This is a genomic window from Streptomyces sp. DSM 40750, from assembly GCF_024612035.1.
Classification (GTDB): domain Bacteria; phylum Actinomycetota; class Actinomycetes; order Streptomycetales; family Streptomycetaceae; genus Streptomyces.
This window is the reverse complement of sequence record NZ_CP102513.1, coordinates 4,587,702-4,611,901: the sequence shown is the minus strand read 5'-3', so window position 1 is coordinate 4,611,901 and position 24,200 is coordinate 4,587,702. Positions and strand designations below refer to the sequence as shown.

At 69.6% G+C, this 24,200-nt stretch carries 22 protein-coding genes and 1 pseudogene; 18 read left to right on the top strand and 5 right to left on the bottom strand.

Translation table 11 applies throughout. The features are described 5' to 3' along the window. Positions 1 to 127 precede the first annotated feature (127 nt). The 4 genes from JIX55_RS20740 to JIX55_RS20725 all read right to left on the bottom strand — a co-directional run bounded on the left by JIX55_RS20740 (position 128) and on the right by JIX55_RS20725 (position 2,537). Positions 128 to 706 carry a phage tail tube protein gene (locus JIX55_RS20740; protein ID WP_257564798.1) on the bottom strand — a complete coding sequence of 193 codons (579 nt, stop codon included), beginning with the start codon at positions 704 to 706 and terminating at the stop codon, positions 128 to 130. Between the two features lie 158 nt (positions 707 to 864). After that, positions 865 to 1,272, bottom strand: a complete 408-nt coding sequence (locus JIX55_RS20735) for a hypothetical protein (RefSeq protein WP_257564797.1) — start codon at positions 1,270 to 1,272, stop codon at positions 865 to 867. Between the two features lie 264 nt (positions 1,273 to 1,536). Then, a complete protein-coding gene (locus JIX55_RS20730) occupies positions 1,537 to 1,782 on the bottom strand; it encodes a hypothetical protein (protein ID WP_257564796.1) in 246 nt (81 codons plus the stop codon). Beyond that, positions 1,782 to 2,537: a hypothetical protein gene (locus JIX55_RS20725; protein WP_257564795.1), complete on the bottom strand. Its 756-nt coding sequence runs from the start codon at positions 2,535 to 2,537 to the stop codon at positions 1,782 to 1,784. The genes JIX55_RS20730 and JIX55_RS20725 overlap by 1 nt, the downstream gene beginning before the upstream one ends. A gap of 364 nt (positions 2,538 to 2,901) precedes the next feature. Between JIX55_RS20725 and JIX55_RS20720 the strand changes: the two genes are divergently transcribed. The 12 genes and pseudogenes from JIX55_RS20720 (at position 2,902) to JIX55_RS20670 (ending at position 16,172) form a co-directional block, all read left to right on the top strand. Further along, positions 2,902 to 3,363: a helix-turn-helix domain-containing protein gene (locus tag JIX55_RS20720; protein ID WP_257564794.1), complete on the top strand. Its 462-nt coding sequence runs from the start codon at positions 2,902 to 2,904 to the stop codon at positions 3,361 to 3,363. A gap of 408 nt (positions 3,364 to 3,771) precedes the next feature. Then, positions 3,772 to 4,002: pseudogene (locus JIX55_RS50910) on the top strand (TetR/AcrR family transcriptional regulator); the annotation flags it as partial. Between the two features lie 82 nt (positions 4,003 to 4,084). Beyond that, the gene (locus tag JIX55_RS50905; RefSeq protein ID WP_306820021.1) at positions 4,085 to 4,312 is read left to right on the top strand and encodes a TetR/AcrR family transcriptional regulator C-terminal domain-containing protein; all 228 of its coding nucleotides are present in this window, start codon (positions 4,085 to 4,087) and stop codon (positions 4,310 to 4,312) included. Between the two features lie 202 nt (positions 4,313 to 4,514). Further along, on the top strand, positions 4,515 to 5,891 hold the full coding sequence (locus JIX55_RS20710) for a serine hydrolase domain-containing protein (protein WP_257564793.1): 1,377 nt from the start codon (positions 4,515 to 4,517) through the stop codon (positions 5,889 to 5,891). Positions 5,892 to 6,072: 181 nt separating this feature from the next. Further along, positions 6,073 to 7,455: a nitrate/nitrite transporter gene (locus JIX55_RS20705; RefSeq protein WP_257564792.1), complete on the top strand. Its 1,383-nt coding sequence runs from the start codon at positions 6,073 to 6,075 to the stop codon at positions 7,453 to 7,455. A 125-nt stretch (positions 7,456 to 7,580) separates the two neighbouring features. Then, complete coding sequence (locus JIX55_RS20700; protein WP_443046475.1) at positions 7,581 to 8,792, top strand: uroporphyrinogen-III synthase; 1,212 nt, start codon at positions 7,581 to 7,583, stop codon at positions 8,790 to 8,792. A 300-nt stretch (positions 8,793 to 9,092) separates the two neighbouring features. Then, the gene (locus tag JIX55_RS20695) at positions 9,093 to 9,668 is read left to right on the top strand and encodes a CGNR zinc finger domain-containing protein (RefSeq protein ID WP_257564790.1); all 576 of its coding nucleotides are present in this window, start codon (positions 9,093 to 9,095) and stop codon (positions 9,666 to 9,668) included. 341 nt (positions 9,669 to 10,009) lie between these two features. Next, the gene (locus JIX55_RS20690) at positions 10,010 to 10,585 is read left to right on the top strand and encodes a sigma-70 family RNA polymerase sigma factor (RefSeq protein ID WP_013003188.1); all 576 of its coding nucleotides are present in this window, start codon (positions 10,010 to 10,012) and stop codon (positions 10,583 to 10,585) included. A 29-nt stretch (positions 10,586 to 10,614) separates the two neighbouring features. Beyond that, a complete protein-coding gene (locus tag JIX55_RS20685; protein ID WP_257564789.1) occupies positions 10,615 to 11,403 on the top strand; it encodes an anti-sigma factor family protein in 789 nt (262 codons plus the stop codon). A gap of 104 nt (positions 11,404 to 11,507) precedes the next feature. Continuing rightward, positions 11,508 to 13,814, top strand: a complete 2,307-nt coding sequence (locus JIX55_RS20680; protein WP_257564788.1) for a HelD family protein — start codon at positions 11,508 to 11,510, stop codon at positions 13,812 to 13,814. 355 nt (positions 13,815 to 14,169) lie between these two features. Next, entirely contained in the window at positions 14,170 to 15,582 is a 1,413-nt protein-coding gene (locus JIX55_RS20675) for an NAD-dependent malic enzyme (protein WP_257564787.1), read from the top strand. A 308-nt stretch (positions 15,583 to 15,890) separates the two neighbouring features. Next, positions 15,891 to 16,172: an HU family DNA-binding protein gene (locus JIX55_RS20670; RefSeq protein WP_005486790.1), complete on the top strand. Its 282-nt coding sequence runs from the start codon at positions 15,891 to 15,893 to the stop codon at positions 16,170 to 16,172. Positions 16,173 to 16,295: 123 nt separating this feature from the next. Here the strand turns inward: JIX55_RS20670 and murA are convergent, their stop codons facing one another. After that, a complete protein-coding gene (gene murA / locus JIX55_RS20665; protein WP_257564786.1) occupies positions 16,296 to 17,642 on the bottom strand; it encodes a UDP-N-acetylglucosamine 1-carboxyvinyltransferase in 1,347 nt (448 codons plus the stop codon). A 311-nt stretch (positions 17,643 to 17,953) separates the two neighbouring features. Here murA and JIX55_RS20660 point away from each other — a divergent pair, with 311 nt between their 5' ends. From JIX55_RS20660 to JIX55_RS20635, 6 genes are all read left to right on the top strand, one after another. Next, entirely contained in the window at positions 17,954 to 18,526 is a 573-nt protein-coding gene (locus tag JIX55_RS20660; protein ID WP_257564785.1) for a YqgE/AlgH family protein, read from the top strand. Positions 18,527 to 18,555: 29 nt separating this feature from the next. Beyond that, positions 18,556 to 18,846, top strand: a complete 291-nt coding sequence (locus JIX55_RS20655) for a DUF3039 domain-containing protein (RefSeq protein WP_257564784.1) — start codon at positions 18,556 to 18,558, stop codon at positions 18,844 to 18,846. Between the two features lie 392 nt (positions 18,847 to 19,238). Then, positions 19,239 to 20,540 (top strand): extracellular solute-binding protein, encoded by a 1,302-nt coding sequence (locus JIX55_RS20650; protein ID WP_257564783.1) that lies wholly within the window; start codon positions 19,239 to 19,241, stop codon positions 20,538 to 20,540. An 86-nt stretch (positions 20,541 to 20,626) separates the two neighbouring features. Continuing rightward, positions 20,627 to 21,574, top strand: a complete 948-nt coding sequence (locus JIX55_RS20645; protein WP_257564782.1) for a carbohydrate ABC transporter permease — start codon at positions 20,627 to 20,629, stop codon at positions 21,572 to 21,574. Next, the gene (locus tag JIX55_RS20640; RefSeq protein ID WP_257564781.1) at positions 21,571 to 22,413 is read left to right on the top strand and encodes a carbohydrate ABC transporter permease; all 843 of its coding nucleotides are present in this window, start codon (positions 21,571 to 21,573) and stop codon (positions 22,411 to 22,413) included. The genes JIX55_RS20645 and JIX55_RS20640 overlap by 4 nt, the downstream gene beginning before the upstream one ends. A 13-nt stretch (positions 22,414 to 22,426) precedes the next feature. Continuing rightward, on the top strand, positions 22,427 to 24,070 hold the full coding sequence (locus tag JIX55_RS20635) for a beta-N-acetylhexosaminidase (protein ID WP_257564780.1): 1,644 nt from the start codon (positions 22,427 to 22,429) through the stop codon (positions 24,068 to 24,070). Positions 24,071 to 24,200: the final 130 nt, after the last annotated feature.

Genomic DNA, 24,200 nt, shown 5'->3' with positions numbered 1-24,200 from the left:
GGGAGCCCCCGCCCGGATTACGGGCGGGGGCGGTGGATCGGGAGCCTTCAGGCGCGAAGGCCGTGGCTCAGGAGGCCGTGACTCAGAAGGCCGTGACTCAGAAGGCCGTGACCCAGAGGGCCGTGGCTCAGGAGGCCGTGCCGTACGCCGGGTCCTTCATCAGGAAGGTGGCCAGCGGCTTGGTGTTGTCGACGGCCAGCGCGGTGAAGGTGACACCGAGCTTGATGGAGGCCGTGCGGGTCAGCGACAGCTCCTCGGTCTCGGTGACCTGACCGCGCGAGATGACGAAGCGGTACGTGATGTCCGTGCCGTCGCTGAACTCGATGCCCATCGCCTTCTCGTTGAACTTCGGGTCGGCGGCCAGCTCGTACTTGTACACACCGGAACCGGTGGTGGTCTCCGCGACGGCGTCACCGCCCATGAAGAACGGCAGGGTGTCCTCGTTCAGCTGGAGCAGCTGGAACTTCACCGTCAGGTCGCGGTCCGAGTAGATGAACCGGGCCGGGGAGACGGACTGCCAGGTCTCGACCGGGTCGAGCTTGTCCTTCTTCGCCAGCTTGATGCCGTCCTGCGAGGTGAAGCCGAGGTCCTTCCAGCCGGACCCCCACGCGGAGGTGACATCGGCCGGCGCGGTCGTCCCGACCGGGGCGACCAGAATCCGCCCGGTACCGGCGACACGGATCTCGTTGGCGTTGCTGCCTGCCATGCGTAACTCCTTCTGAGAGATGGGGTGCGTAATGAGAGGGGTTGTGCTGCCGCGCCCCGAAAGGGGCGCGGGACTGTGTTTGATTTGCGGCTCCGCCGCGTGGGCGCGATCAACCACAAGCAGCCCGCACTCGCGAACCGTCATGGCGGACCGAGCTCTCAGGCGGGACGGATGTGCAACCGAACGGTCGCGTAGTAGCGATTGGCCGCCGCCCGATTCCAGTCCGGCAGCCAGCGGGGCCCATCGGCCTCGACCACATCGGCGACGTACGCGGTCCCGTACGACGTCCCCCGCAACGCGATCAGCGCGGAACGAACCGTCAAGGCCAGCGCATGCGCCGCCGTCTTGGTGGGCCCGTAGACCTCGAAGTCCACGAGCGGCTGGTCCAGACGCAGGTCGTCCACCCAGGCCCCGCCGGCGCGGGAGACCAGGACGACCTGCTGGGTGCCGTCGAACCCGCTGGGCGGAACGTTGTCCACGGTCGCGGTGGAGAGTTCGGCACGGTCGGTCAGGAAGTCGACGACGAGTCGTTCGACATCCGGGAAGGTGACCGTCGGATCGGCCACGGTGAGACCTCCCTTCTTGTGTCGGAGGTATGCGAAACGGCGGGGCCGTGCCCCTGTGGGCACAGCTCCGCCGCTGCACCAACTGTGACACGTTGCGAGCGCGCGCGCAACTACTTCTTTCCGGAACCAGCGAACGGCCGTACGAGGAGGACTGACCTCGAACGGCCGTACGGGGAGGACCTCGAATGGCCCCGAAACGCAGATCGCCCCGCCACACCCAACAGGTGTGGCGGGGCAACGAAGATCGGTTCCGCCGTCGTGCTCTCAGCCGCGATGCCCGCGATGCCCGCGATGCCCGTGACGCCCGCGCCCCCGCGTGGCCCGCTCCGCCGCGAACACGTCCTCCAGCCGGTAGAGATGGGTCCGCCCCTGCCGCCCGGCGGCCTCCAGATGGCCCAGCTGGACCCATTTCCGTACGGTCGCGGGGGCCACCCCCGCCTCGGCCGCGGCGGCCGCGCCGGTCACCAGCGCCGGAGAGGATCCCGTGGGCCCCGCGAGAGAGTTCCCCATCACGCCGCCCCCGCCCCGGCCGGGTCTCCGGCCTCGTCGGAGTCGACCAGCGCGGCGATCTCGTCCGCGTCGGCCCCCGCCTCCGCCGCGAGCCGCGCCCAGCCGGTCTCCGTCCAGCTGTGCCGGTGGGCGGCGTTGTCCGCGCACGGGCACTCCTCGTCGGCGCACCGGCATCCGGGGTTCACACACAGGACCGTGCGCCAGGCAGGCATGGCCCGCAGCGACACCGAATCGCACCACGGGCAACGGCCGCTGACGCGGACCATGGTCTCCGGGTCGCCGAGCGTACGGCCGCAGCGGCGGGCCATCCGGCGACACTCGTCGAGGACGTGCCGGGCGAGTACGGGATGCCCGGCGACATCGTCGAGCAGGGCGGTGAGGCGGCCGAGTCGCCGTGGCACGTCCGCCCGCGGGGGCCGGCCGAGACCGAGTTTCTCCCACACCGCCTCCTCCAGTTCGACCACCCCGTCGGTGATGTCCCGGACGGCGTCGGAGACATGGAGGCGGAGCGGGGCGGCGCTCGCGCCCAGCGGGGCGAGACCGTGCTGCTCGCCGAGCAGCGCCTCGGCGCGCTCCGCGGCGTCCCGCTCGCCGAGGGCGCGGAGCGCGGCCGGGCCCAGCGGCGGGCGGGAACGGGTCCCGGCGCCCGGGCGGCCCGGCGCCAACTCCGCCAGCAGCTCGGGGAATTGGCGCCGCAGGATGTCGATCCAGCGGGCGGCGCGGGCGGTGTGCTGGGCGGCGAGGTCTGAGGACATGGTGGACACACTCCGATCTGGGGCAACCGGGAGCCGGGCGACGGCAACGAAATGCCGACCGACGGCAACCAAGAGCTGGGATGGCGGCAACGGAAGGGAAAGGAGAGTCTCCTGTTGTTGCGAGCCCGCACACAGCTTCACATGTTGCGATCTCGCGCGCAACGGAGATCGGCGATCACATCGACAACCGGAATGGGGTTGCGCCGAGAATCGGCCAAAGGTCGGTTCGAGGTGGAACGAGGTCGGAGCAAGGCCGGATTGACGGAAGGCCCTCACTGAACCTTTACTCGTGCGTGCGCGCAACTGCATAGTTCGCGTGCGCACGACCGTTAAGGTGGGGGTGAGCCGAGGGGAGCGTTCACACATGAAGAGCGATGCCGAACACATCGACGAGTTCGCAGCCTGGATAGAAGGCGTGATGCGGGCACGCGGTTACGACATCGACAGCCCGCGCGGCGGCGGCAAGACCCGGCTCGCCGAGGACGCGGGGGTGCACCGGGCGGCCATCACCCGGCTGCTGCAGCGCCAGAGCATGCCCGATCTGGAGACGATGCGCGGCTTGTCCCGTGCGCTCGGCATCCCGGTCCGGGATGTCTTGATCCGATCGGGCAAGCTGACCGAGCAGGACCTGCCCCAGGCCCCGGCGCCTCCGGAGGCCGGTGCGGCCCCCGCCGATCACGGGCTCTCCGCCGAGCAGGCGGCGACCGCCCTCGGTATCCCGGAACACCTCCGGGCGGCCTTCGTGCAGATCACCGAACAGCTCAGACTCGGCACCACGGGCCCGGCGATCCCGGAGGCGGGGGCGGACGGCCAGGCCGGCACCTGACCGGTGGCGCCTGACAGTCGTACAGCGTGCGGGGGGACGTGCGCTGTACGCAACGTCATGTCCGTCGTACGTCACGTCGCGCGGTCGTGGAAGCCGGGAGGTGGCGCCCCGTCATGTCCGAGAGCCCCGAAAGCCCCGAAAGCCTCAGTCCGAGAGCCCCGAAAGCCCCGAAAGCCTCAAGGGAGCCAAGGGTTCCAGTAACCCGAAAGGCTCCGACGCCGCGGTCATCCCCTCCGTCTGGACCCGCCTTCACCGCCCCCAGCGCGAGCGGCCCCCCGCTCACCCGGCACCTGATCGTCACCGAGGCCGTCCGGCTGCTCGACGAGGAGGGGGTCGACGCGCTGAGCATGCGCCGCCCCGGTGCCCGGCTGAACGCGGGCGCGACCTCCATGTACTCGCCCGTGCTCCATGTACTCGCACGTGGCGAGCAAGGGCGAGCTGACCGAGCTGGTCGTCGACCGGATCTACGGCGAGATGGAGGTGCCGGGCCCGGACGCCGCCCAGGACCGGCGGACCGCCGCCGCCCGCTGCGCGCACAGCATCCGCGCGACGATCCTGCGCCATCCCTGGATCGCCCCCATGCTGGGCGAGGTCGGCGTCTCCCTCGGCCCCCACTCGCTACGGCTGACCGAGAGCATGCTCGCCATGCTGCACACCGCGGGCTTCGCGCTCGACCGGGCCGATCGCGCGGTGCGGATCCTCTTCACCGTGCGTCCTCGGAATGACCACCAGCGAGGCCGCCTGGCTGGTGATGCTCGCACGGGGCGGCCAGAGCCCGGAGGACTGGACCCGCCAGCTGGCGTCGGCCATCGAACGGGCCACCGGCGACTACCCGCACCTCGGCCGCCGGTACGCCGCACAGGCCGGCGCCGAGTCGGCGGACATCGCCCAGGACAACTTCGACCACGGCCTCCAGTGGGTCCTCGACGGCCTGGCGACCCGCCTCTGACCGCACGGCACATCTGAGACACGTCAACCGAGGCCGCCCACGCAACCACCATGGGCGGCCTTTCGCATGGGCGGCCTTTCATGTGGGCGAGCGAGAACGTCGTACGTTCTTGCGTACAGCGTTCGCTCTGCGTACAGTGTTCCTTGTCGCCGCACAGCGTGCGGCGGCGAAGCCCGAACCACCCACTCACGAAGGAACCGCCATGTCGCAGCCCACCCGCACCCTCGACCTCGCCCACTGGCAGCGCCGCCTCGACACCCTCCGCGCCACCCACGACGTCCCCGGCGCGGCTCTCGCCTTCCTCGTCGACGGCGAGGTCCACGAACTGGCGAGCGGTGTGCTCAGCCGGACGACCGGCGTCGAGACCACCACCGACTCCGTCTTCCAGCTCGGCTCGATCGCGAAGGTCTACACGGCCGCCCTCGTGATGCGGCTGGTGGAGTCCGGCGAACTCGACCTGGACGTCCCCGTGGTGAAGGTGCTGCCGGAGTTCGCGACCGTCGACCCGTCGGCCACCGAGGTCATCACACCCCGCATGCTGCTCTCCCACACCAGCGGCCTGACCTGCGACTTCCACGTCGAGACAGGGCGCGGAGACGACGCGATCGCCAAGTACGTCGAGGCTGCCAAGGGCGTGGCGATGGACTGCCCGCCGGGTACGGCGGTGTCGTACAGCGGGATCGGTTACGTCGTACTCGGCCGGATCGTCGAGGTGCTGACCGGGCTGACCTGGGACCAGGCGCTCAAGGAGCGGGTGCTGGCGCCGCTCGGTCTCACGCACACGATGACGCTGCCGGAGGAGGCGCTGCCGTTCCGCGTGGCCATGGGGCACCTGGCGGGGGAGGACGGGACGCAGACACCGGCCCCGGCCTGGGACCTGATGCCGCGCGCGGCCGGCCCGGGCGCCCGGGTGCTCGCCACCGCCGGCGATGTGGTCCGGTACGCGAAGGCACACCTCGACGGCGGTGGCGGGATCCTGCGCCCCGAGACCGTGACCGCCATGCAGGCCCGCGAGACCGACGTACCCGACAAGTGGACGGTCAGCGCCGACGGCTGGGGCCTCGGCTGGACCCTGTACGACTGGGACGGCGTCCCGGGCTACGGGCACGACGGGGCCGCGACCGGCCAGTACGCCTTCCTCCGCGTGGTGCCGACCGAGGGCGTCGCCGTCGCGCTGCTGACCAACGGCGGCTCCTCCCGCCTCCTCTACGCCGACCTGCTGCGTGAGCTGATGGCGGAACTGGCCGGAATCGCCATGCCCGCGCCGTTCGCCCCGGCCGCGGAGCCGCCCGCCGTGGACATCACGCCCTGGACCGGTACGTACAAGAGGGAGGGAGTGGTCATCACGGTCGGCGAGAGGAACGGCACACCGCACCTCACGTACGCCTTCGTCGACGGCATGGTCGGCTACTCGCCGGACCTGGAGATGGAGCTCGTCCCCCTGTCGGACACGGTCTTCGCCGGGGCGGGCGGCGGCGCCTCGTTCGCGGAGGACTGGATGCCTGTGGTCTTCGCCACGCTGAGCGATGGCACGCGGTGCGCCTACATTGGCATGAGGGCGGCGCCGAAGGTGGCGTGACCGCAGGGTATGACGCTCTGCTCACCGATTCCTCACCGGCCGGGTCGCCCGCACGTGAGAGCAAAGTTCCCTTCCGGTCACTCGGTGCCACAGGCAGGAAACGCGCTCTCCCTACCTTCGGGACTCATCACCCCTCATCACCGCACCGCAACACCCGAGCCCGGAGAACCATGGAGGCGTCATGACAGCCCCGAGCACTGCCCCCGCTGCCAGTAGGGGAGGCCGCTGGATCGAGCACTGGGATCCGGAGAACGAGGCCTTCTGGAACGAGACCGGTGAGAAGGTCGCCCGCCGCAACCTCTTCTTCTCGGTGCTCTCCGAGCACATCGGCTTCTCCATCTGGACCGTGTGGTCGGTGATGGTGCTGTTCATGGGCCCCGAGTACGGGCTCACCCCGGCCGACAAGTTCTTCCTCGTCTCGATGGCCACGCTGGTCGGCGCGATCGTGCGCATCCCGTACACCTTCGCGGTGGCGATCTTCGGCGGCCGCAACTGGACGATCGCCTCGGCGAGCCTGCTGCTCATCCCGACCGTCGCGGCCTTCGTCGTGATGGAGCCGGGGACCTCGTTCAACACGTTCCTGATCTGCGCGATGCTCGCCGGTATCGGCGGCGGCAACTTCGCCTCCTCCATGACCAACATCAACGCCTTCTTCCCGCTGCGGAAGAAGGGCTGGGCGCTCGGCCTCAACGCGGGCGGCGGCAACATCGGTGTCCCGGTCGTGCAGCTCATCGGTCTCGCCGTCATCGGGGCCAGCGGCGGTCCGCGCGTCCTGCTCGGGATCTACATCCCCTTCATCGTCATCGCCGCCGTGCTCGCCGCGCTCTACATGGACAACATCTCGTCCGTGAAGAACGACACCGGCGCCGCCAAGGACTCCGTGAAGGAGGCCCACACCTGGATCATGTCCTTCCTCTACATCGGCACCTTCGGCTCCTTCATCGGCTACAGCTTCGCCTTCGGCCTCGTCCTGCAGACCCAGTTCGGCCGTACGCCCCTGGAGTCCGCGTACGTCACCTTCATCGGCCCCCTGCTCGGCTCGCTGATCCGGCCCCTCGGCGGCGCGCTCGCCGACAAGTACGGCGGCGCCAAGATCACCCTGTGGAACTACGTCGCCATGGCCGGCGCCACCGGGATCATCGTCATCGCCTCCATGCAGAAGTCGCTGCCGCTGTTCACCACCGCGTTCATCGTGCTCTTCGTCCTCACCGGACTCGGCAACGGCTCCACCTTCAAGATGATCCCGGGCATCTTCCAGGCCAAGGCACTCGCCAAGGGTCTGGAGGGTGAGGAGGCCGCGGCCTACGGACGTCGCCTCTCCGGTGCCTCCATGGGCATCATCGGCGCGGTGGGCGCGCTCGGCGGCCTCGGCATCAACCTGGCCTTCCGCCAGTCCTTCCTCTCGGTCGGCTCCGGCACCGGCGCCTTCATCGGCTTCCTGGCCTTCTACGGCCTGTGCTTCGCGGTGACCTGGGCCGTATACCTTCGCAAGTCGACTTCGAACGCCACTGCGACCGAGGCCGCGACGGACTCGAAGCCGCAGCTCAGCTACGCCGAGGTGTGACATCGCCCATGCCGTGACACGTGCGACGTAACACGAGCGACATGAACCCGAACCGAGCCTGTCACGCGCCGTTGACAGGCTCGTTCGGCATGTAGGTGTAACGACTCGACTCCGGGACGAGAGCCATGTACGACGAACAGCGACCCGAGCGATCAGATCGAGCCGATCGACCAGACAGGACGGATCGGATGGATCGGACAGCGCAACAGGAACACGGGCCGCTCGCGGGGTTCACCGTGGGTGTGACGGCCGCCCGCCGGGCCGACGAGCTCGGGGCACTCCTCCAGCGCCGCGGAGCCGCGGTCCTCCATGCGCCCGCCCTGCGCATCGTGCCGCTGTCCGACGACAGCGAGTTGCTCGCCGCCACCAAGGACCTGCTCGACGTGGCGCCCGACATCGTGGTGGCGACCACCGCCATCGGTTTCCGCGGCTGGATCGAAGCCGCGGACGGCTGGGGCCTGGGCGAAGCCCTCCTGGACCGGCTGCGGGGCGTCGAGGTCCTGGCGCGCGGACCGAAGGTGAAGGGCGCGGTACGAGCCGCCGGCCTGACGGAGGAGTGGTCCCCGTCCTCCGAATCCATGGCGGAGGTACTGGACCGGTTGCTGGAGCAGGGAGTCGAGGGCCTCCGCATCGCCATCCAGCTCCACGGCGAACCGCTGCCCGGCTTCGTGGAGTCCCTGCGCGCCGCGGGAGCGGAGGTGGTGGGCGTCCCCGTCTACCGCTGGATGCCCCCCGAGGACATCACCCCCGTGGACCGCCTCCTCGACTCGGCGGTCAGCCGCGGCCTCGACGCCCTGACCTTCACCAGCGCCCCGGCGGCGGCGTCGCTGTTGTCGCGGGCCGAAGCCCGGGGTCTGCTCCCGGAGCTGCTCAACGCCCTCAACCACGACGTACTCCCCGCCTGCGTGGGCCCGGTGACGGCCCTCCCGCTCCAGGCCCACGGCGTGGACACGGTCCAGCCCGAACGCTTCCGCCTCGGCCCCCTCGTCCAGCTCCTCTGCCAGGAGCTCCCCGCCCGCGCCCGCACCCTCCCCATCGCCGGCCACCGCGTGGAGATCCGGGGCCACGCGGTCCTGGTGGACGGCGCCCTCCGCCCCGTCCCCCCGGCCGGCATGTCGCTGTTGCGCGCGCTCTGCCGCAGGCCGGGCTGGGTGGTCGCCCGCTCGGAACTCCTGCGAGCCCTCCCCGGCGCCGGCCGAGACGAACACGCCGTGGAAACAGCCATGGCCCGCCTCCGCACGGCCCTCGGCGCCCCCAAGCTGATCCAAACGGTCGTCAAACGCGGCTACCGCCTGGCCCTGGACCCAGCAGCGGACACGAAGTACGGCGACGTCTGAGGAAGTCGCCGGTTCACGCCCCTTAACAGCATGGGCCGCGCCCGGGGCTTTCAAGGGGCGCGGGGAACTGCGCGATCAACCACGACGAACCCGCACCCGCCCCCCAGCAGAAGCCCCGGGCTATTAGGCACTCAAAGGGGGTCGAAGGGGCACAGCCCCTGGGGGATGGGACGGGTAGGGGCGGCGGGGGCGAGCACATCCCCCCGAACCCCGGAGGGTTCCAGCACAGGGTGCGGCCAGGCACTGTAGGGGGTACGCCCCCAGGGGCACCCCACGGCAACCCAAGGCGGTGACAGGCGCATGACACACCCCCGCTTCGACTGCGGCCACCTCTGCCTGGACTTCCTCGCGACAACCCACCCCGAGGAACAACTCGACTCGGCGCCGCGCCTACGCACCTGGATCACCGCCGCCGCCCTGGTCCCCGTAGACACCCCCCTCGACCACATCACCCCGGCCTGGCTGGTCGGCTTCCGCGAACTACGCGGACACATAGGCCAGTTGGTCCGCACCGAACCGGACCGCAAGTCCGACTCCCGCCCCTTCGACATCTCCCTGGCGAGGATCAACGACCTGGCCCGCGCGGCCACTCCGGCCCCCCGGGCCGTCCGCACGGACGACGGCACCCTCACCCGCGCCCTGGACCGGGCCCCCGACTGCGCCGCCCTGCTCGCCGTGATCGCCCGCGACACCGTGGAGCTGCTCACCGACCCCGCCGCCTGCGCGAGTCTGCGCCAGTGCGCCGGCGACAACTGCCCCATCGTGTACGTCGACACCTCCCGCGGCCGGCGCCGCCGCTGGTGCTCCAGCGAGATCTGCGGCAACCGCGAACGCGTGGCCCGCCACCGCCGCCGAACGGGCCTCGCCCGCGCGTAGTCCTGTCTCGGGACGCCCCCACACGGGCCGCTCGCGCCCAACTTCCTCCAGTTGGCACGGAATTGCCCATCTTCCGTACCCCGGACGCCAGTTGGGCAAACCCGGTTCCCCCGTAAAGAAGCAGCAGTGCTGTTTTTCACACCACGGATCAGGCATCTTCACAATTCCCGTCCATGAGTGCCGGTTTAACAGCGGATATGGACGCACTTGTCTCCCGCCTGCCCCTCCCGCACCAAGGTGAATCGAGAAAGTTGTGTCTCAACTCTGAACACACAACTGATTACCTACGTATCCCGATGTGAGCGACCGACTGGGGGAACCCCCGGACACCGGAGGTAGCCGTGCGCAAGGATTCCGCTGTGGCCGATGAACGCCCGCACAGGGCACGACATCGCGCATCGCAGCCCTCAGAGCCAGACGAGGAGCTGATGCGCGCGCTGTATCGCGAGCACGCTGGACCCTTGCTCGCGTACGTGCTGCGTCTGGTCGCGGGCGACCGCCAACGCGCCGAGGACGTTGTGCAGGAAACTCTCATCCGGGCCTGGAAGAACGCCGGTCAGCTCAATCGAGCGACCGGATCGGTACGCCCCTGGCTGGTGACGGTCGCACGCCGCATCGTCATCGACGGCCACCGCAGCCGGCAGGCCCGGCCGCAGGAGGTCGACCCGTCGCCGCTGGAGGTCATCCCCGCGGAGGACGAGATCGACAAGGCGTTGTGGCTGATGACACTGTCGGACGCGCTGGACGACCTGACCCCTGCTCACAGGGAGGTCCTGGTCGAGACCTATTTCAAAGGGCGTACGGTCAATGAGGCGGCCGAGACGCTTGGCATCCCCAGTGGCACCGTCCGCTCCCGGGTGTTCTACGCCCTGCGGTCGATGAAGCTGGCTCTAGAGGAGCGCGGGGTGACGGCATGAGCAACATCTACGGGGGGTATGGACCGGGAATGCCCGGGTCTGTGCAAGGAGCCCAAGGTTCCGGCGACAATGTCCATGAAACCGTCGGCGCGTACGCCCTCGGGATACTGGACGACGCCGAGGCCACACAGTTCGAGATGCATCTCGCCACATGCGAGTGGTGCGGCCAGCAGCTGGACGAGCTGGCCGGTATGGAACCGATGCTGGCCGCCCTCGCGGACCTGCCCGCTTCCCAGGGCACACCCGCGATCGGCGAGTCCCTGTCCGCGAAACCGACGACAGGACTCGCGGACCGGCTGGTCGGCGAGGTCGTCCAGCACCGCGCGAAGAAGAGCCGACGGAACTTCTTCATGCTGGCGGCCGGCGTCGCCCTGATCGTCGGCGGCCCGACGGCGGTGTTCGCGACGGCGGGCGGCGGGAACGAGACCCCGCAGGAAAACCAGGTCTTCAGCGCGGCGAAGGACGCCTTCACGCACATGGGGGCGAAGGACAAGGTCTCGGGCACCGACGCCTCCACGCAGGTCACCGCCACGGTCGGCCTGGAGTCCAAGCCCTGGGGCACGCACGCAGTCCTGGAGCTCAAGAACGTCAAGGGCCCGGAGAAGTGCTCGCTCATCGCCGTCGGCAAGAACGGCGAGCGTGAGACGGTCACCTCCTGGTCCGTCCCGAAATGGGGCTACGGCATCAAGAACGCCGAGACCGAGCAGGCCAAGAACCCGCTCTACGTCCACGGCGGCGCCGCCTTCACCCCGGACCAGATCGACCATTTCGAGGTCCTGACCTTCAGCGGGAAGAAGCTCGTCTCGGTCAAGGCATGACACATCGAGGCGAGTGGTGAACGGACCCCGGTCGGGCGCATAGCCTGTCGGGGTCCTTTTCGCGTACGGTGGACGGCTGCCCAGCACGTCAGAAGGGGGCCCGGGTGGCCGCTCAGGTTCAGCAGGAAACGCTCGACTCCGCTCACGACTCGGTGCGTGAGAAGGAGATCGGCGTAGAACAGGAACATCTGGACCGGGTGTACCGGCGCCTTGAGGAGAAGATCCACGAGGCCGAGTTCCTGATGAACGACGCGGCCAAGCGTGGTCAGGTCGGCACCCCGGGCGCGCTCGCCGAGCGGGACGCCCAGGTCTTCCGGGCGGGCATCCACCTGAATCGCCTGAACAACGAGTTCGAGGACTTCCTCTTCGGCCGTATCGATCTGTTGCTCGGCAAGGACGGCAAGAAGGGTCCGGACGGCGCGTACACCGCCGTCGAACCCGCCGAGGGCGCGGTCCGCGCCGACAACACCGCCGACATCGCCGAGACCCTGCACATCGGCCGCATCGGTGTCCTGGACTCCGAGTACGCGCCGCTGGTCATCGACTGGCGGGCCCCGGCGGCCGCCCCCTTCTACCGCTCGACCCCGGTCGACCCCGGCCGGGTCGTCCGGCGCCGGGTCATCCGTTCCAAGGGCCGCAAGGTGCTCGGCGTCGAGGACGACCTGATGCGCCCCGAGCTGAAGGCGTCCCTCGACGGCGGCGAACTGGCCGTCATCGGCGACGGCGCCCTCATGGCCGCCCTCGGCCAGGCCCGCAGCCACACCATGCGCGACATCGTCGCCTCCATCCAGGCCGAACAGGACCTGGTGATCCGCGCCCCCGCCGCCTCGGTGACGTACGTCGAGGGCGGCCCGGGCACGGGCAAGACGGCCGTGGCGCTGCACCGGGCCGCCTACCTCCTCTACCAGGACCGGCGCCGGTACGCGGGCGGCATCCTGATCGTCTCCCCGACCCCGCTGCTGGTGGCGTACACCGAGGGCGTCCTGCCGTCCCTCGGCGAGGAGGGCCAGGTCGCCATCCGTGCGATCGGCTCACTCGCCGAAGACACGGGCGGCGCCGAGGCCACGCTGTACGACTCCCCGGCCGTGGCCCGCGCCAAGGGCTCGTACCGCATGCTCAAGGTGCTGCGGAAGGCCGCCCGGGGCGCGCTGGAGTCGAACGCCGCGCCGAACCGCCTCCGTGTCGTCGCCTTCGGCCGCCGCCTCGAACTGGAGGCCGCCGAACTGGACCGCGTCCGCCACAACGCGCTCGGCGGCACGGCCCCCGTCAACCTCCTGCGCCCCCGCGCCCGCAAGCTGCTCCTGGACGCACTGTGGGCCCAGTCGGGTGCGGCCGGCCGCCACACCGACCCCGAACTGGCCGCCGAGCTGCGTTCCTCCTTCGACGAGGACATCACCACCGAGGACGACTTCATCGCCTTCCTCGACGCCTGGTGGCCCGAGCTGACCCCGCGCGGAGTCCTCACAGCCATGGCCGACGAGCGCCGCCTCGGCCGCTGGGCCCGCCGCATCCTCAATCCGGGTGAGGTCCGTCGCGTCGCCCGCTCCCTGAAACGGGACGGCTTCTCGGTCCACGACGTCGCCATGCTGGACGAACTCCAGGCCATCCTCGGCCTCCCGGCCCGCCCCCGGAAGAAACGCGACCTCGACCCCCTGGACCAGCTCTCGGGCCTGGAGGAACTCATGCCCGTGCGCGAGGAGACCCAGCGCGAGCGGGCCGAGCGGCTGGCGCAGGAGCGGACCGAGTACGCGCACGTCATCGTCGACGAGGCGCAGGACCTGACCCCGATGCAGTGGCGGATGGTGGGCCGTCGCGGCCGGCACGCCACCTGGACGGTCGTGGGAGACCCCGCCCAGTCCTCCTGGTCGGATCCCGACGAGGCGGCCGAGGCCCGTGACGAGGCCCTGGGCTCCCGCCCGCGCCGCCGCTTCACCCTCACCGTCAACTACCGCAACCCCGCCGAGATCGCCGAACTCGCGGCGAAGGTACTGGCACTGGCCATGCCGGGCTCGGAGTCCCCGTCGGCGGTCCGCTCGACGGGCGTCCAGCCCCGCTTCGTCACGGCCGTACGGGAATCCCTGGCCCGCACGGTCCGCGCGGAGGCCGCCCGCCTGCTGGACCTGGTCGACGGCACGGTCGGCGTGGTCGTCGCCATGAACCGCCGCGACGAGGCCGCCCGCTGGCTGGCCGGCCTCGGCGACCGCGTCGTCGCCCTCGGCAGCCTGGAGGCGAAGGGCCTGGAGTACGACGCGACGGTGGTCGTCTCCCCGGCCGAGATCGCCGACGAGTCCCCGGCGGGGCTGCGGGTGCTGTACGTCGCCCTCACGCGGGCGACGCAGCAGCTGACCCTGGTGTCGGGGGAGCGGGACGAGCCGGACGAGAGGGGCGTACCCGACCTGCTGCGCGACTGATTCCCTCTGCCACGACCCCCGACCACCCGGGCTCCGAGGCGACCGGCGAAAACAACTCCCGGTGCGGGAATGGCCTTACGGGATCTGTTTGTTAGCCTGGGTGTGGCACCGGCTCGATCCAAGCCCCCGGGCCCAACCTTCGTCGCTTAGAGCGACCACTTGCCGCGAGGCGAGCATGGCGGGTCGGTGCCACTGAACGGAGAAGAGGTCCACGTCACCTGTGACGTGGACCTCTTCACGTTGAGAACAAAACGTTCTCAATCCCACGCGGCTAACGCCTACCCGGCGGTAGGTGCGACGATCGGACGGCAAAACGCAGCAAACGCAGTAGCAGCGAAAGCAGAGGAAGTCGGCCATGGCAACGGCGCCCAGCGTCTCCTACTCGATGACGGTCCGGCTGGAGGTGCCCGCGAGCGGAACCGCGGTCTCCCAGCTCACCGGGGCCGTCGAGTCCCACGGAGGCTCGGTGACCGGCCTCGACGTGACCGCCTCCGGCCACGAGAAGCTCCGCATCGACGTCACCATCGCCGCCACCTCCACCGCGCACGCCGACGAGATCGTCGAGCAGCTCCGCGGCATCGAGGGCGTCACGCTCGGCAAGGTCTCCGACCGTACGTTCCTGATGCACCTCGGCGGCAAGATCGAGATGCAGTCCAAGCACCCCATCCGCAACCGTGACGACCTCTCGATGATCTACACGCCGGGCGTGGCCCGCGTCTGCATGGCGATCGCCGAGAACCCCGAGGACGCCCGGCGTCTGACCATCAAGCGCAACTCCGTTGCGGTCGTGACGGACGGCTCCGCCGTGCTGGGCCTCGGCAACATCGGCCCCAAGGCCGCGCTGCCGGTCATGGAGGGCAAGGCGGCCCTCTTCAAGCGGTTCGCCGGCATCGACGCCTGGCCGCTCTGCCTGGACACCCAGGACACCGACGCGATCGTCGAGATCGTCAAGGCGATCGCCCCCGGCTTCGCGGGCATCAACCTGGAGGACATCTCCGCGCCCCGCTGCTTCGAGATCGAGGCCCGGCTGCGCGAGGCCCTCGACATCCCCGTCTTCCACGACGACCAGCACGGCACGGCGATCGTCGTCCTCGCCGCCCTCACGAACGCACTTCGCGTCGCGAACAAGGCGGTTGGGGACATTCGCGTCGTCATGTCGGGCGCGGGCGCGGCCGGTACGGCCATCCTGAAGCTGCTCATCGCCGCCGGTGTGAAGAACGCCGTCGTGGCCGACATCCACGGTGTCGTGCACGCCGACCGTGCCGACCTGGTCGACGCCGCCGCCGACTCGCCGCTGCGCTGGATCGCCGACAACACCAACCCCGAGGGCCTCACGGGCACGCTCAAGGAGGCCGTGCGCGGCGCCGACGTGTTCATCGGGGTCTCGGCCCCGAACGTCATCGACGGCGACGACGTGGCCGCCATGGCCGACGACGCGATCGTGTTCGCGCTCGCGAACCCCGACCCCGAGGTCGACCCCGCGATCGCCCGTCAGACCGCGGCCGTCGTGGCCACCGGCCGCTCCGACTTCCCGAACCAGATCAACAACGTGCTGGTTTTCCCGGGTGTCTTCCGCGGTCTCCTTGACGCCCAGTCCCGCACCGTCAACACGGACATGATGCTCGCTGCCGCGAAGGCCCTCGCGGACGTCGTGACCGAGGACGAGCTGAACGCGAACTACATCATCCCCAGCGTCTTCAACGACAAGGTCGCGGGCGCGGTCGCCGGGGCGGTGCGCGAGGCCGCGAAGGCGGCGGCGTCGGCCTGAGCCCCGCTGTGACGGTCGCCACGGCCCCGCGCCACCGGCGCGTCGCGGGGCCGGAGGGCTTGTGTCGCCCTTTAGTGTGGCGGCCAAGCTCAGGCCTGCCGGGCCCTGGTCCGCTCCGCGAGCGGTCGACGCGCCGCCGTGGCGATGGTGGCGCTTTCCGTGTGACTCCCAAGGGTGTCCGTGTGACTCCTCAGGGGTGCCGGATTGGCTTTCCCGCCGCAGGTGAGTGCAGGATGCGTCTCTGGGCGTTGGGTCTGACGACGGACCCGGGTCCGCCTCAACGGCAAGAAGAACACGGGAGTAACAACATGAACCGCAGTGAGCTGGTGGCCGCACTGGCCGACCGCGCCGAGGTGACCCGTAAGGACGCCGACGCCGTGCTGGCCGCGTTCGCCGAGGTCGTCGGCGACATCGTCGCCAAGGGCGACGAGAAGGTCACCATCCCCGGCTTCCTGACCTTCGAGCGCACCCACCGTGCCGCTCGCACCGCGCGCAACCCGCAGACCGGCGACCCGATCCAGATCCCGGCCGGCTACAGCGTGAAGGTCTCCGCGGGCAGCAAGCTCAAGGAAGCGGCCAAGGGTAAGTGACCTTGCCGTCTCCACCTCACGGGATGGTGTAGGGCGCGTAGAACGCCTGATGGGGGCGGCACCTGGGAAACCAGGTGCCGCCCCCATCGTCGTAGGGAGGCGCAGCCCCTTGCGGGGCGCGGCTCAGCCGAGTGCCTTGCCCGGCAGCTCCACCTTCGCGCCGAGCTCCATGAGCTTCTCCATGAAGTTCTCGTAGCCGCGGTTGATGAGTTCGATGCCGTGGACACGGGAGGTGCCCTGGGCGGCGAGGGCCGCGATGAGGTACGAGAAGCCGCCGCGGAGGTCGGGGATCACCAGGTCGGAGCCCTGCAGGCGGGTGGGGCCGGAGACGACGGCGGAGTGCAGGAAGTTGCGCTGGCCGAACCGGCAGTGCGAGCCGCCGAGGCACTCGCGGTAGAGCTGGATGTGCGCGCCCATCTGGTTCAGCGCGGAGGTGAAGCCCAGCCGGGACTCGTAGACCGTCTCGTGGACGATCGAGAGGCCCGTGGCCTGGGTCAGGGCGACGACCAGGGGCTGCTGCCAGTCGGTCTGGAAGCCGGGGTGGACGTCCGTCTCCAGGGCGATCGACTTCAGCTGCCCGCCCGGGTGCCAGAAGCGGATGCCCTCGTCGTCGATCTCGAACGCGCCACCCACCTTCCGGTAGGTGTTCAGGAACGTCATCATCGAGCGCTGCTGGGCGCCCCGGACGTAGATGTCGCCTTCGGTCGCCAGCGCGGCGGAAGCCCAGGAGGCGGCCTCCAGGCGGTCCGGGAGGGCCTTGTGGTTGTAGCCGCCGAGCGAGTCCACACCGGTGATGCGGATCGTGCGGTCGGTGTCCATCGCGATGATGGCGCCCATTTTCTGCAGGACGCAGATGAGGTCCTCGATCTCCGGCTCTATCGCCGCGTTCGCGAGTTCCGTCACACCCTCCGCGAGGACGGCGGTCAGCAGCACCTGCTCCGTCGCGCCCACGGACGGGTACGGCAGCTGGATCTTGGTACCCCGAAGCCGCCGCGGCGCCTCCAGATACTGCCCGTCCTCCCGCTTCTCGATCTTCGCGCCGAACTGCCGCAGCACCTCGAAGTGGAAGTCGATCGGTCGTCCGCCGATGTCGCAGCCGCCGAGACCGGGGATGAAGGCGTGGCCGAGCCGGTGCAGCAGCGGACCGCAGAACAGGATCGGGATGCGCGACGAACCGGCGTGGGCGTCGATGTCGGCGACGTTCGCGCTCTCCACGTTCGTCGGGTCCATCACCAGCTCGCCCGGCTCGTCACCCGGGCGGACCGTTACGCCGTGCAGTTGCAGCAGTCCGCGCACGACCCGCACATCGCGGATGTCGGGGACGTTGCGCAGCCGGCTCGGACCGCTGCCGAGCAGCGCGGCGACCATGGCCTTGGGTACGAGGTTCTTCGCACCGCGGACACGGATCTCGCCACTGAGCGGGGTGCCGCCGTGTACAAGCAGTACGTCGTCAGAGCCGTTGACGGTCATGAATCTCGCGTTCCGTGGAGTTGGGCAGAGGCTTTTCCGGCGTGTGCGGCCGGCCGGTTGACCCGTTGTGCGGGCGTCGGCGCGGCGTGAGCCGGAGAGCTAGCGTAATCGCCGCCTACCCCCCTTCCGTAAGCCCAAGGGCCTCTCAAGCACGTCATGGCTTTGCCACAACACGAACCGTTCACCACCGGCCACACGGGGTCACCGTCACGTGTGTGCGCGGGTTCCGCACCGGTGCGCCCTGAGCTGCGTGCACACCGCTACCGGCATTGGCTCCCCGCGCGCGGGCAGGATGCGGGATCATGTCTGGCATGACCGAGGTGTCCTCGCTCACAGGGCGGCTGCTCGTGGCCACGCCCGCCCTGGCGGACCCGAACTTCGACCGCGCGGTGGTGCTGCTCCTCGACCACGACGAGGAGGGCTCGCTCGGTGTGGTCCTCAATCGCCCGACCCCGGTGGATGTCCGCGACATCCTGGAGGGCTGGGCGGAACTCGCCGGTGAACCCGGTGTCGTCTTCCAGGGCGGCCCGGTGCAGCTCGACTCGGCGCTCGGGGTCGCGGTGATACCCGGCGGCGGCTCCGTCGACCGGGCGCCGCTCGGCTGGAAGCGCGTCCACGGCGCGATCGGCCTCGTCGACCTGGAGGCCCCGCCGGAGCTGCTGGCCTCCGCGCTCGGCTCGCTGCGCATCTTCGCCGGATACGCGGGCTGGGGGCCCGGCCAGTTGGAGGACGAACTGGTGGAGGGGGCCTGGTACGTCGTCGAGTCCGAACCCGGCGACGTCTCCTCGCCCTGCCCGGAGAGACTCTGGCGCGAGGTCCTGCGCCGCCAGCGCAACGAACTCGCGATGGTGGCCACGTACCCGGACGACCCTTCGCTCAACTGATGCCTGTGAGCTTCAGTACCCTTGGCGTCATGAGCACTCTTGAGCCCGAGCGCGGTACTGGTACGGGGACCCTCGTCGAACCGACGCCGCAGACGTCGCACGGCGATGGTGACCACGAGCGCTTCGCCCACTATGTCCAGAAGGACAAGATCATGGCGAGCGCCCTCGACGGCACGCCCGTCGTGGCGTTGTGCGGCAAGGTGTGGGTCCCGGGCCGTGACCCGAAGAAGTACCCCGTGTGCCCCATGTGCAAGGAGATCTTCGAGTCCCTCGGCGCCGGCGGCGGCGACCAGGGCGGCAAGGGCGACGGCAAGAAGTAGCCGACGGTCCGGGCGTCCCGCCGGGGGGCGGTACGCCGGCTCGTCGAGCATGGCCGCGGTGCCTGTGGTGCGGGTGCCGCGGTCTTGTCGTGCGCGGGTGAGGTCGGCACGGTGGTTTTGTCGGGCGCGGGCGCGGTCGGCTTGTCATGCGTGGGTGCGGTCGGCGCGGGTGTGCCGGCCGCCGTTCGTTTTCGGCCGTTGATCACTGAACTCCCCCATTCCCGGCCGCCTCCGGCCATCGTTGCGTTGCACGGAGCGCTTCTGCCGGTCACAAGGTGGTTGAGACCTCTTGTGGGCATGTTCATGTACTCCCTAGCCTCCGGGGTGTTGTAGAGAGCAAAACGCTCGTTGCATATGTTGCAACGCTCCGCTCCCCCCTCGGAGGACGCTCCATGAAGCTCGCCGCCAGACTCGCCGTGCCCGTAGCGGCCCTAGCCCTCGCAGGGCTGACCGCCTGTGCTCCGCAGACCTCCGACAACTCGTCCTCCGGGGAGGACGAGACGACCGGCACCCTCCGGGTCTGGCTCTTCCAGGAGGTGAGCAACGAGCCGAAGCAGAAGGTCGTCGACAAGGTGGTCTCGGCCTTCGAGAAGGCGCACGACGGCGCGAAGGTGAAGGTCGAGTACATCCCCGTCGAGACCCGCGCCCAGCGCATCAAGGCCGCCTTCAACGACCCGAAGAGCGCCCCGGACCTCATCGAGTACGGCAACACCGACACGGCCGGTTATGTGAAGGACGGCGGACTCGCCGACGTCACCACGGAGTTCAACGACTGGTCCGAGTCGAAGGACTCCGACCCGACCGCCAAGACGTCCGTGACCGTCGACGGCAAGATCTACGGGGCGCCCTTCTTCGTGGGCGTGCGCGCGCTGTACTACCGCACCGACGTCTTCAAGGAGCTCGGCCTCGAAGCCCCGAAGTCCCTCGACGAGTTGGCCGGCACCGCCAGGCAGATCCGCGCGGCCAAGCCCGACCTGTACGGCCTCGTCGTCGGCGGCGCCTACACCTACGGCGCGATGCCCTTCGTCTGGGCCAACGGCGGCGAGATAGCCGAGGGCAAGGGCGGCTCGTACGCCTCGTCCATCGACAGCCCGGCCGCCCAGAAGGGCATCGAGGCGTACACCTCGCTCTTCGGTGACGACAACTGCCCCGCCGCCAAGTGCGCGAGCATGGGCGGCAACGACACGGTCACCGCCTTCGCCGCCGGCAAGGCGGGCATGGCGATCGGCGGCGACTTCAGCCACGCGGCCGTCGAGGCCGGCAAGGTCAAGGGCAAGTACGCGGTCGTACCGCTGCCGGGTGTGAAGTCCGGCTCGGTGGCGCCGGCGTTCGCGGGCGGCAACAACGTAGGTGTCCTGAAGAGCACCACGCACCGCACCCTCGCCGTCGACCTGATGAAGCGGTTGGCGTCCAAGGAGACCCAGGGCGAACTCTTCGACGCGATGGGCTTCCTGCCGACGTACACCGACGTACGGGCCGCGGCGGCCAAGGAGGAGCCGTTCATCGAGCCCTTCGTCAAGACGCTGTCCTCCGGCACGAAGTTCGTGCCGGCCTCGCCGGCCTGGGCGCAGATCGACGCGTCGCTCGTCCTGCCGACGATGTTCCAGGAGGTCGTCAGCGGCAAGAAGGACGTGGCTGAGGCGTCGAAGGACGCGGCGACGCAGATGAACGACGCGTTCAGCTCCGCGGGGTGAAGCCGGTGACCGAGGGCGCCGTTTCGTCAAAGGTGGAGGTTGGCGAATCGGCGCCCACCAGCTCGGGGGGTGCGGTTCGTGGGCGGGTGCGGGCCGTTCGTGGCCGGTCGCGCAGCTCCCCGCGCCCCTACCGGGGTGGGGGCGCACGACGCTCCCAGGGCGCCGCTGACTGGACTCCCTGGCTCTATCTCCTCCCCGCGCTCGTCGTTCTCGGCGGGCTGCTCGTCTATCCCGTCTACCAGCTCGGCTTGATCTCGCTGTTGGAGTACACCCAGGCCCAGGTCAGCGGGGGGGAGCCGACCAGTTTTCAGGGGTTCGGGAACTACGCGGAGCTGTTCGGGGACGCCGAGTTCTGGCGGGTCCTGCTGGCCACCGTCGTCTTCGCGGCGGCCTGCGTGGTCTCCACGCTCGCCGTCGGCTGCGCACTCGCCGTCCTGCTGACCCGAGTACGGGCCCTGCCCCGCCTCGCCCTGATGCTGGCCGCGCTCGGCGCCTGGGCGACCCCCGCGATCACCGGCTCCACGGTCTGGCTGCTCCTCTTCGACCCCGACTTCGGCCCGGTCAACCGGATCCTGGGCCTCGGCGACCACTCCTGGACGTACGAGCGGTACAGCGCCTTCCTCCTCGTCCTGCTCGAAGTGGTCTGGTGTTCCTTCCCGTTCGTGATGGTGACCGTCTACGCCGGCATCCGCGCCGTACCGTCCGAGGTCCTGGAGGCCGCGGCCCTGGACGGCGCCTCGCAGTGGCGGATCTGGCGGTCGGTCCTCGCGCCGATGCTCCGCCCGATCCTCGTCGTCGTCACCATTCAGTCGGTCATCTGGGACTTCAAGGTCTTCACCCAGATCTATGTGATGACCAACGGCGGCGGTATCGCCCGGCAGAACCTCGTACTGAACGTGTACGCCTACCAGAAGGCCTTCGCGTCCTCCCAGTACAGCCTCGGCTCGGCGATCGGCGTGGTGATGCTGGTGATTCTGCTGGCGATCACCCTGGTGTATTTGCGACTGCTGCGCAGGCAAGGGGAGGAGCTGTGAATTCGTCCGGTTTCATACGACGGCCCTGGCGGCTCGCCGCGGAGGCATCCGCCCTGGTCATCGCGGCCGCGGTGGCGTTCCCCCTTTACTGGATGGTGCTCAGCGCCTTCAAACCGGCGGGTGAGATCGAGTCCAGCGAGCCAAGGCCGTGGACCCTCGCGCCGACCCTGGATTCCTTCCGCCGCGTCTTCGGACAGCAGGAATTCGGCCGCTACTTCGTCAACAGCCTTGTCGTCGCCTGCACGGTGGTGGTGGTCTCCGCGCTGATCGCGTTTCTCGCGGCGACAGCGGTCACCCGATTCCGCTTCCGTTTCCGCACCACCCTGCTGATCATGTTCCTGGTGGCCCAGATGGTGCCCGTGGAGGCGCTGACCATCCCGCTCTTCTTCCAGATGCGGGACTTCGGCCAACTCAACACCCTGGGTTCGCTGATCCTGCCCCACATCGCCTTCTCGCTGCCGTTCGCGATCTGGATGCTGCGCGGCTTTGTGAAGGCCGTACCGGAGGCGCTGGAGGAGGCGGCCTACCTCGACGGGGCGAGCCGTTCCCGATTCCTCTGGCAGATCCTTTTCCCCCTCGTCTTCCCGGGGTTGGTGGCCACCAGCGTCTTCTCCTTCATCTCGGCCTGGAACGACTTCCTGTTCGCCAAGTCGTTCATCATCAGTGACACGTCACAGTCGACCCTGCCGATGGCCCTCCTGGTGTTCTACAAGCCGGAAGAGCCGGACTGGGGCGGGGTGATGGCGGCGTCCACGGTGATGACCATTCCGGTGCTGATCTTCTTCGTACTCGTACAGCGACGGCTGGTCTCCGGACTGGGCGGAGCGGTCAAGGACTGATGTGACGAACGGCATGACGAATGACGTGACTGATCCAGTGGGATGGGAACTGATTCCGGCGCCCGGGAGCATCTCCTGGAACCGGCCCGGCTACGGGCGCCTGGACGAGGAGACGCGGCTGGAGGCGGGGCCCGGCACCGAGGGCGTCGCGCGCTGGCTGCGGGCGACGGTCGGCTCGGCGACCGGCTATCCGTTCCCGGAGGGCGGCGACTTCGCGTACCGCCTGGCGCTCGGCATCGACCCCGAGCTGCCCGCGGAGGGCTACCGCGTCGTCATCGAGGGCGCCGACCACCTGATCCAGGGCGGCAGCGCGGCCGGCGTCTTCTGGGGCGCGCAGACCTTCCGTCAGCTGCTCGGCCCCGACGCCTTCCGCCGGGCCCCGCTGGATCCCGCCAAGGACTGGGACCTCCCCGAGATCACCGTCGAGGACGCCCCCCGCTTCGCCTGGCGCGGCCTCATGCTCGACGTCGCCCGCCACTTCATGCCCACGGACGGAGTCCTGCGCTACCTGGACCTGATGGCCGCGCACAAACTCAACGTCCTCCACTTCCACTTGACGGACGACCAGGGCTGGCGCATCGAGATCGAGCGCCATCCGCGGCTGACGGAGGTCGGCTCCTGGCGGGCGCGTACGAAATTCGGCCATCGCGCGTCACCCCTCTGGGAGGAGAAGCCCCACGGGGGTTACTACACGAAGGACGACATCCGCGAGATCGTCGCCTACGCGGCCCAGCGGCATATCACCGTGGTCCCCGAGATCGACATCCCTGGACACAGCCAGGCCGCCATCGCCGCGTATCCGGAACTGGGCAACACCGATGTCATCGACACGACCTCCCTCTCCGTCTGGGACACCTGGGGCATCAACAAAAACGTACTCGCCCCCACCGACAACACCCTGCGCTTCTACGAGGGGGTGTTCGAGGAAGTCCTGGAGCTCTTCCCCTCGCCCTTCGTGCACATCGGCGGCGACGAGTGCGCCAAGGACCAGTGGAGGGAGTCGGCCACCGCGCAGGCCCGCATCCGGGAGCTGGGGCTCGCGGACGAGGACGCGCTGCAGTCGTGGTTCGTCCGGCACTTCGGCAACTGGCTCACCGCGCGCGGGCGTCGCCTGATCGGATGGGACGAGATCCTGGAGGGCGGCCTCGCGCCGGGCGCCGCCGTGTCGTCCTGGCGGGGCTACGCGGGCGGCATCACGGCGGCACGCGCGGGCCACGACGTGGTCATGTGCCCCGAGCAGCAGGTGTATCTGGACCACCGCCAGGACGGCGGCCCCGACGAGCCGGTGCCCATCGGCTACGTACGCACCCTGGAGGACGTCTTCCGGTTCGAGCCGGTGCCACCGGAGTTGACGCCCGATGAGGCACGGCACGTGCTGGGCACCCAGGCCAATGTGTGGACCGAGGCGATGGAGGATCCCGCGCGCGTGGACTACCAGACGTTCCCGCGCCTGGCGGCCTTCGCCGAAGTGGCCTGGAGCCGCCTGCCGGAACCCGCCGAGCGGGACTTCGGGGACTTCGAGCGCCGGATGACGGCCCACTACCCGCGACTTGACGCCCTGGGGGTCGGTTATCGGCCGCCTTCGGGCCCACGTCCGTGGCAGCGGCGACCCGGTGTGCTCGGACGTCCGATCGAGGGGGCGCCCCCGAACGTGTGAGACGTTCGCGAACCCGTAGGACCGAAAGCGCGTGCCCTGCGACGGTGGCCCCAGCGGGAACAAGAGGCGCAAGATTCACCGGAGGGTGTCAATTCGCACCTATGGGTGATGCTGTGCCAAAACGGACCAT

What these genes read in the sequence shown, in the direction of transcription:
- JIX55_RS20740 (WP_257564798.1), bottom strand. Translation starts at nt 706, where the DNA reads ATGGCAGGCAGCAACGCCAACGAGATCCGTGTCGCCGGTACCGGGCGG.
- JIX55_RS20730 (WP_257564796.1), bottom strand. Translation starts at nt 1,782, where the DNA reads ATGGGGAACTCTCTCGCGGGGCCCACGGGATCCTCTCCGGCGCTGGTG.
- JIX55_RS20725 (WP_257564795.1), bottom strand. Translation starts at nt 2,537, where the DNA reads ATGTCCTCAGACCTCGCCGCCCAGCACACCGCCCGCGCCGCCCGCTGG.
- JIX55_RS20720 (WP_257564794.1), top strand. Translation starts at nt 2,902, where the DNA reads ATGAAGAGCGATGCCGAACACATCGACGAGTTCGCAGCCTGGATAGAA.
- JIX55_RS50905 (WP_306820021.1), top strand. Translation starts at nt 4,085, where the DNA reads ATGACCACCAGCGAGGCCGCCTGGCTGGTGATGCTCGCACGGGGCGGC.
- JIX55_RS20710 (WP_257564793.1), top strand. Translation starts at nt 4,515, where the DNA reads ATGTCGCAGCCCACCCGCACCCTCGACCTCGCCCACTGGCAGCGCCGC.
- JIX55_RS20705 (WP_257564792.1), top strand. Translation starts at nt 6,073, where the DNA reads ATGACAGCCCCGAGCACTGCCCCCGCTGCCAGTAGGGGAGGCCGCTGG.
- JIX55_RS20700 (WP_443046475.1), top strand. Translation starts at nt 7,581, where the DNA reads ATGTACGACGAACAGCGACCCGAGCGATCAGATCGAGCCGATCGACCA.
- JIX55_RS20695 (WP_257564790.1), top strand. Translation starts at nt 9,093, where the DNA reads ATGACACACCCCCGCTTCGACTGCGGCCACCTCTGCCTGGACTTCCTC.
- JIX55_RS20685 (WP_257564789.1), top strand. Translation starts at nt 10,615, where the DNA reads ATGCCCGGGTCTGTGCAAGGAGCCCAAGGTTCCGGCGACAATGTCCAT.
- JIX55_RS20675 (WP_257564787.1), top strand. Translation starts at nt 14,170, where the DNA reads ATGGCAACGGCGCCCAGCGTCTCCTACTCGATGACGGTCCGGCTGGAG.
- JIX55_RS20670 (WP_005486790.1), top strand. Translation starts at nt 15,891, where the DNA reads ATGAACCGCAGTGAGCTGGTGGCCGCACTGGCCGACCGCGCCGAGGTG.
- murA (WP_257564786.1), bottom strand. Translation starts at nt 17,642, where the DNA reads ATGACCGTCAACGGCTCTGACGACGTACTGCTTGTACACGGCGGCACC.
- JIX55_RS20660 (WP_257564785.1), top strand. Translation starts at nt 17,954, where the DNA reads ATGACCGAGGTGTCCTCGCTCACAGGGCGGCTGCTCGTGGCCACGCCC.
- JIX55_RS20655 (WP_257564784.1), top strand. Translation starts at nt 18,556, where the DNA reads ATGAGCACTCTTGAGCCCGAGCGCGGTACTGGTACGGGGACCCTCGTC.
- JIX55_RS20650 (WP_257564783.1), top strand. Translation starts at nt 19,239, where the DNA reads ATGAAGCTCGCCGCCAGACTCGCCGTGCCCGTAGCGGCCCTAGCCCTC.
- JIX55_RS20635 (WP_257564780.1), top strand. Translation starts at nt 22,427, where the DNA reads ATGACGAATGACGTGACTGATCCAGTGGGATGGGAACTGATTCCGGCG.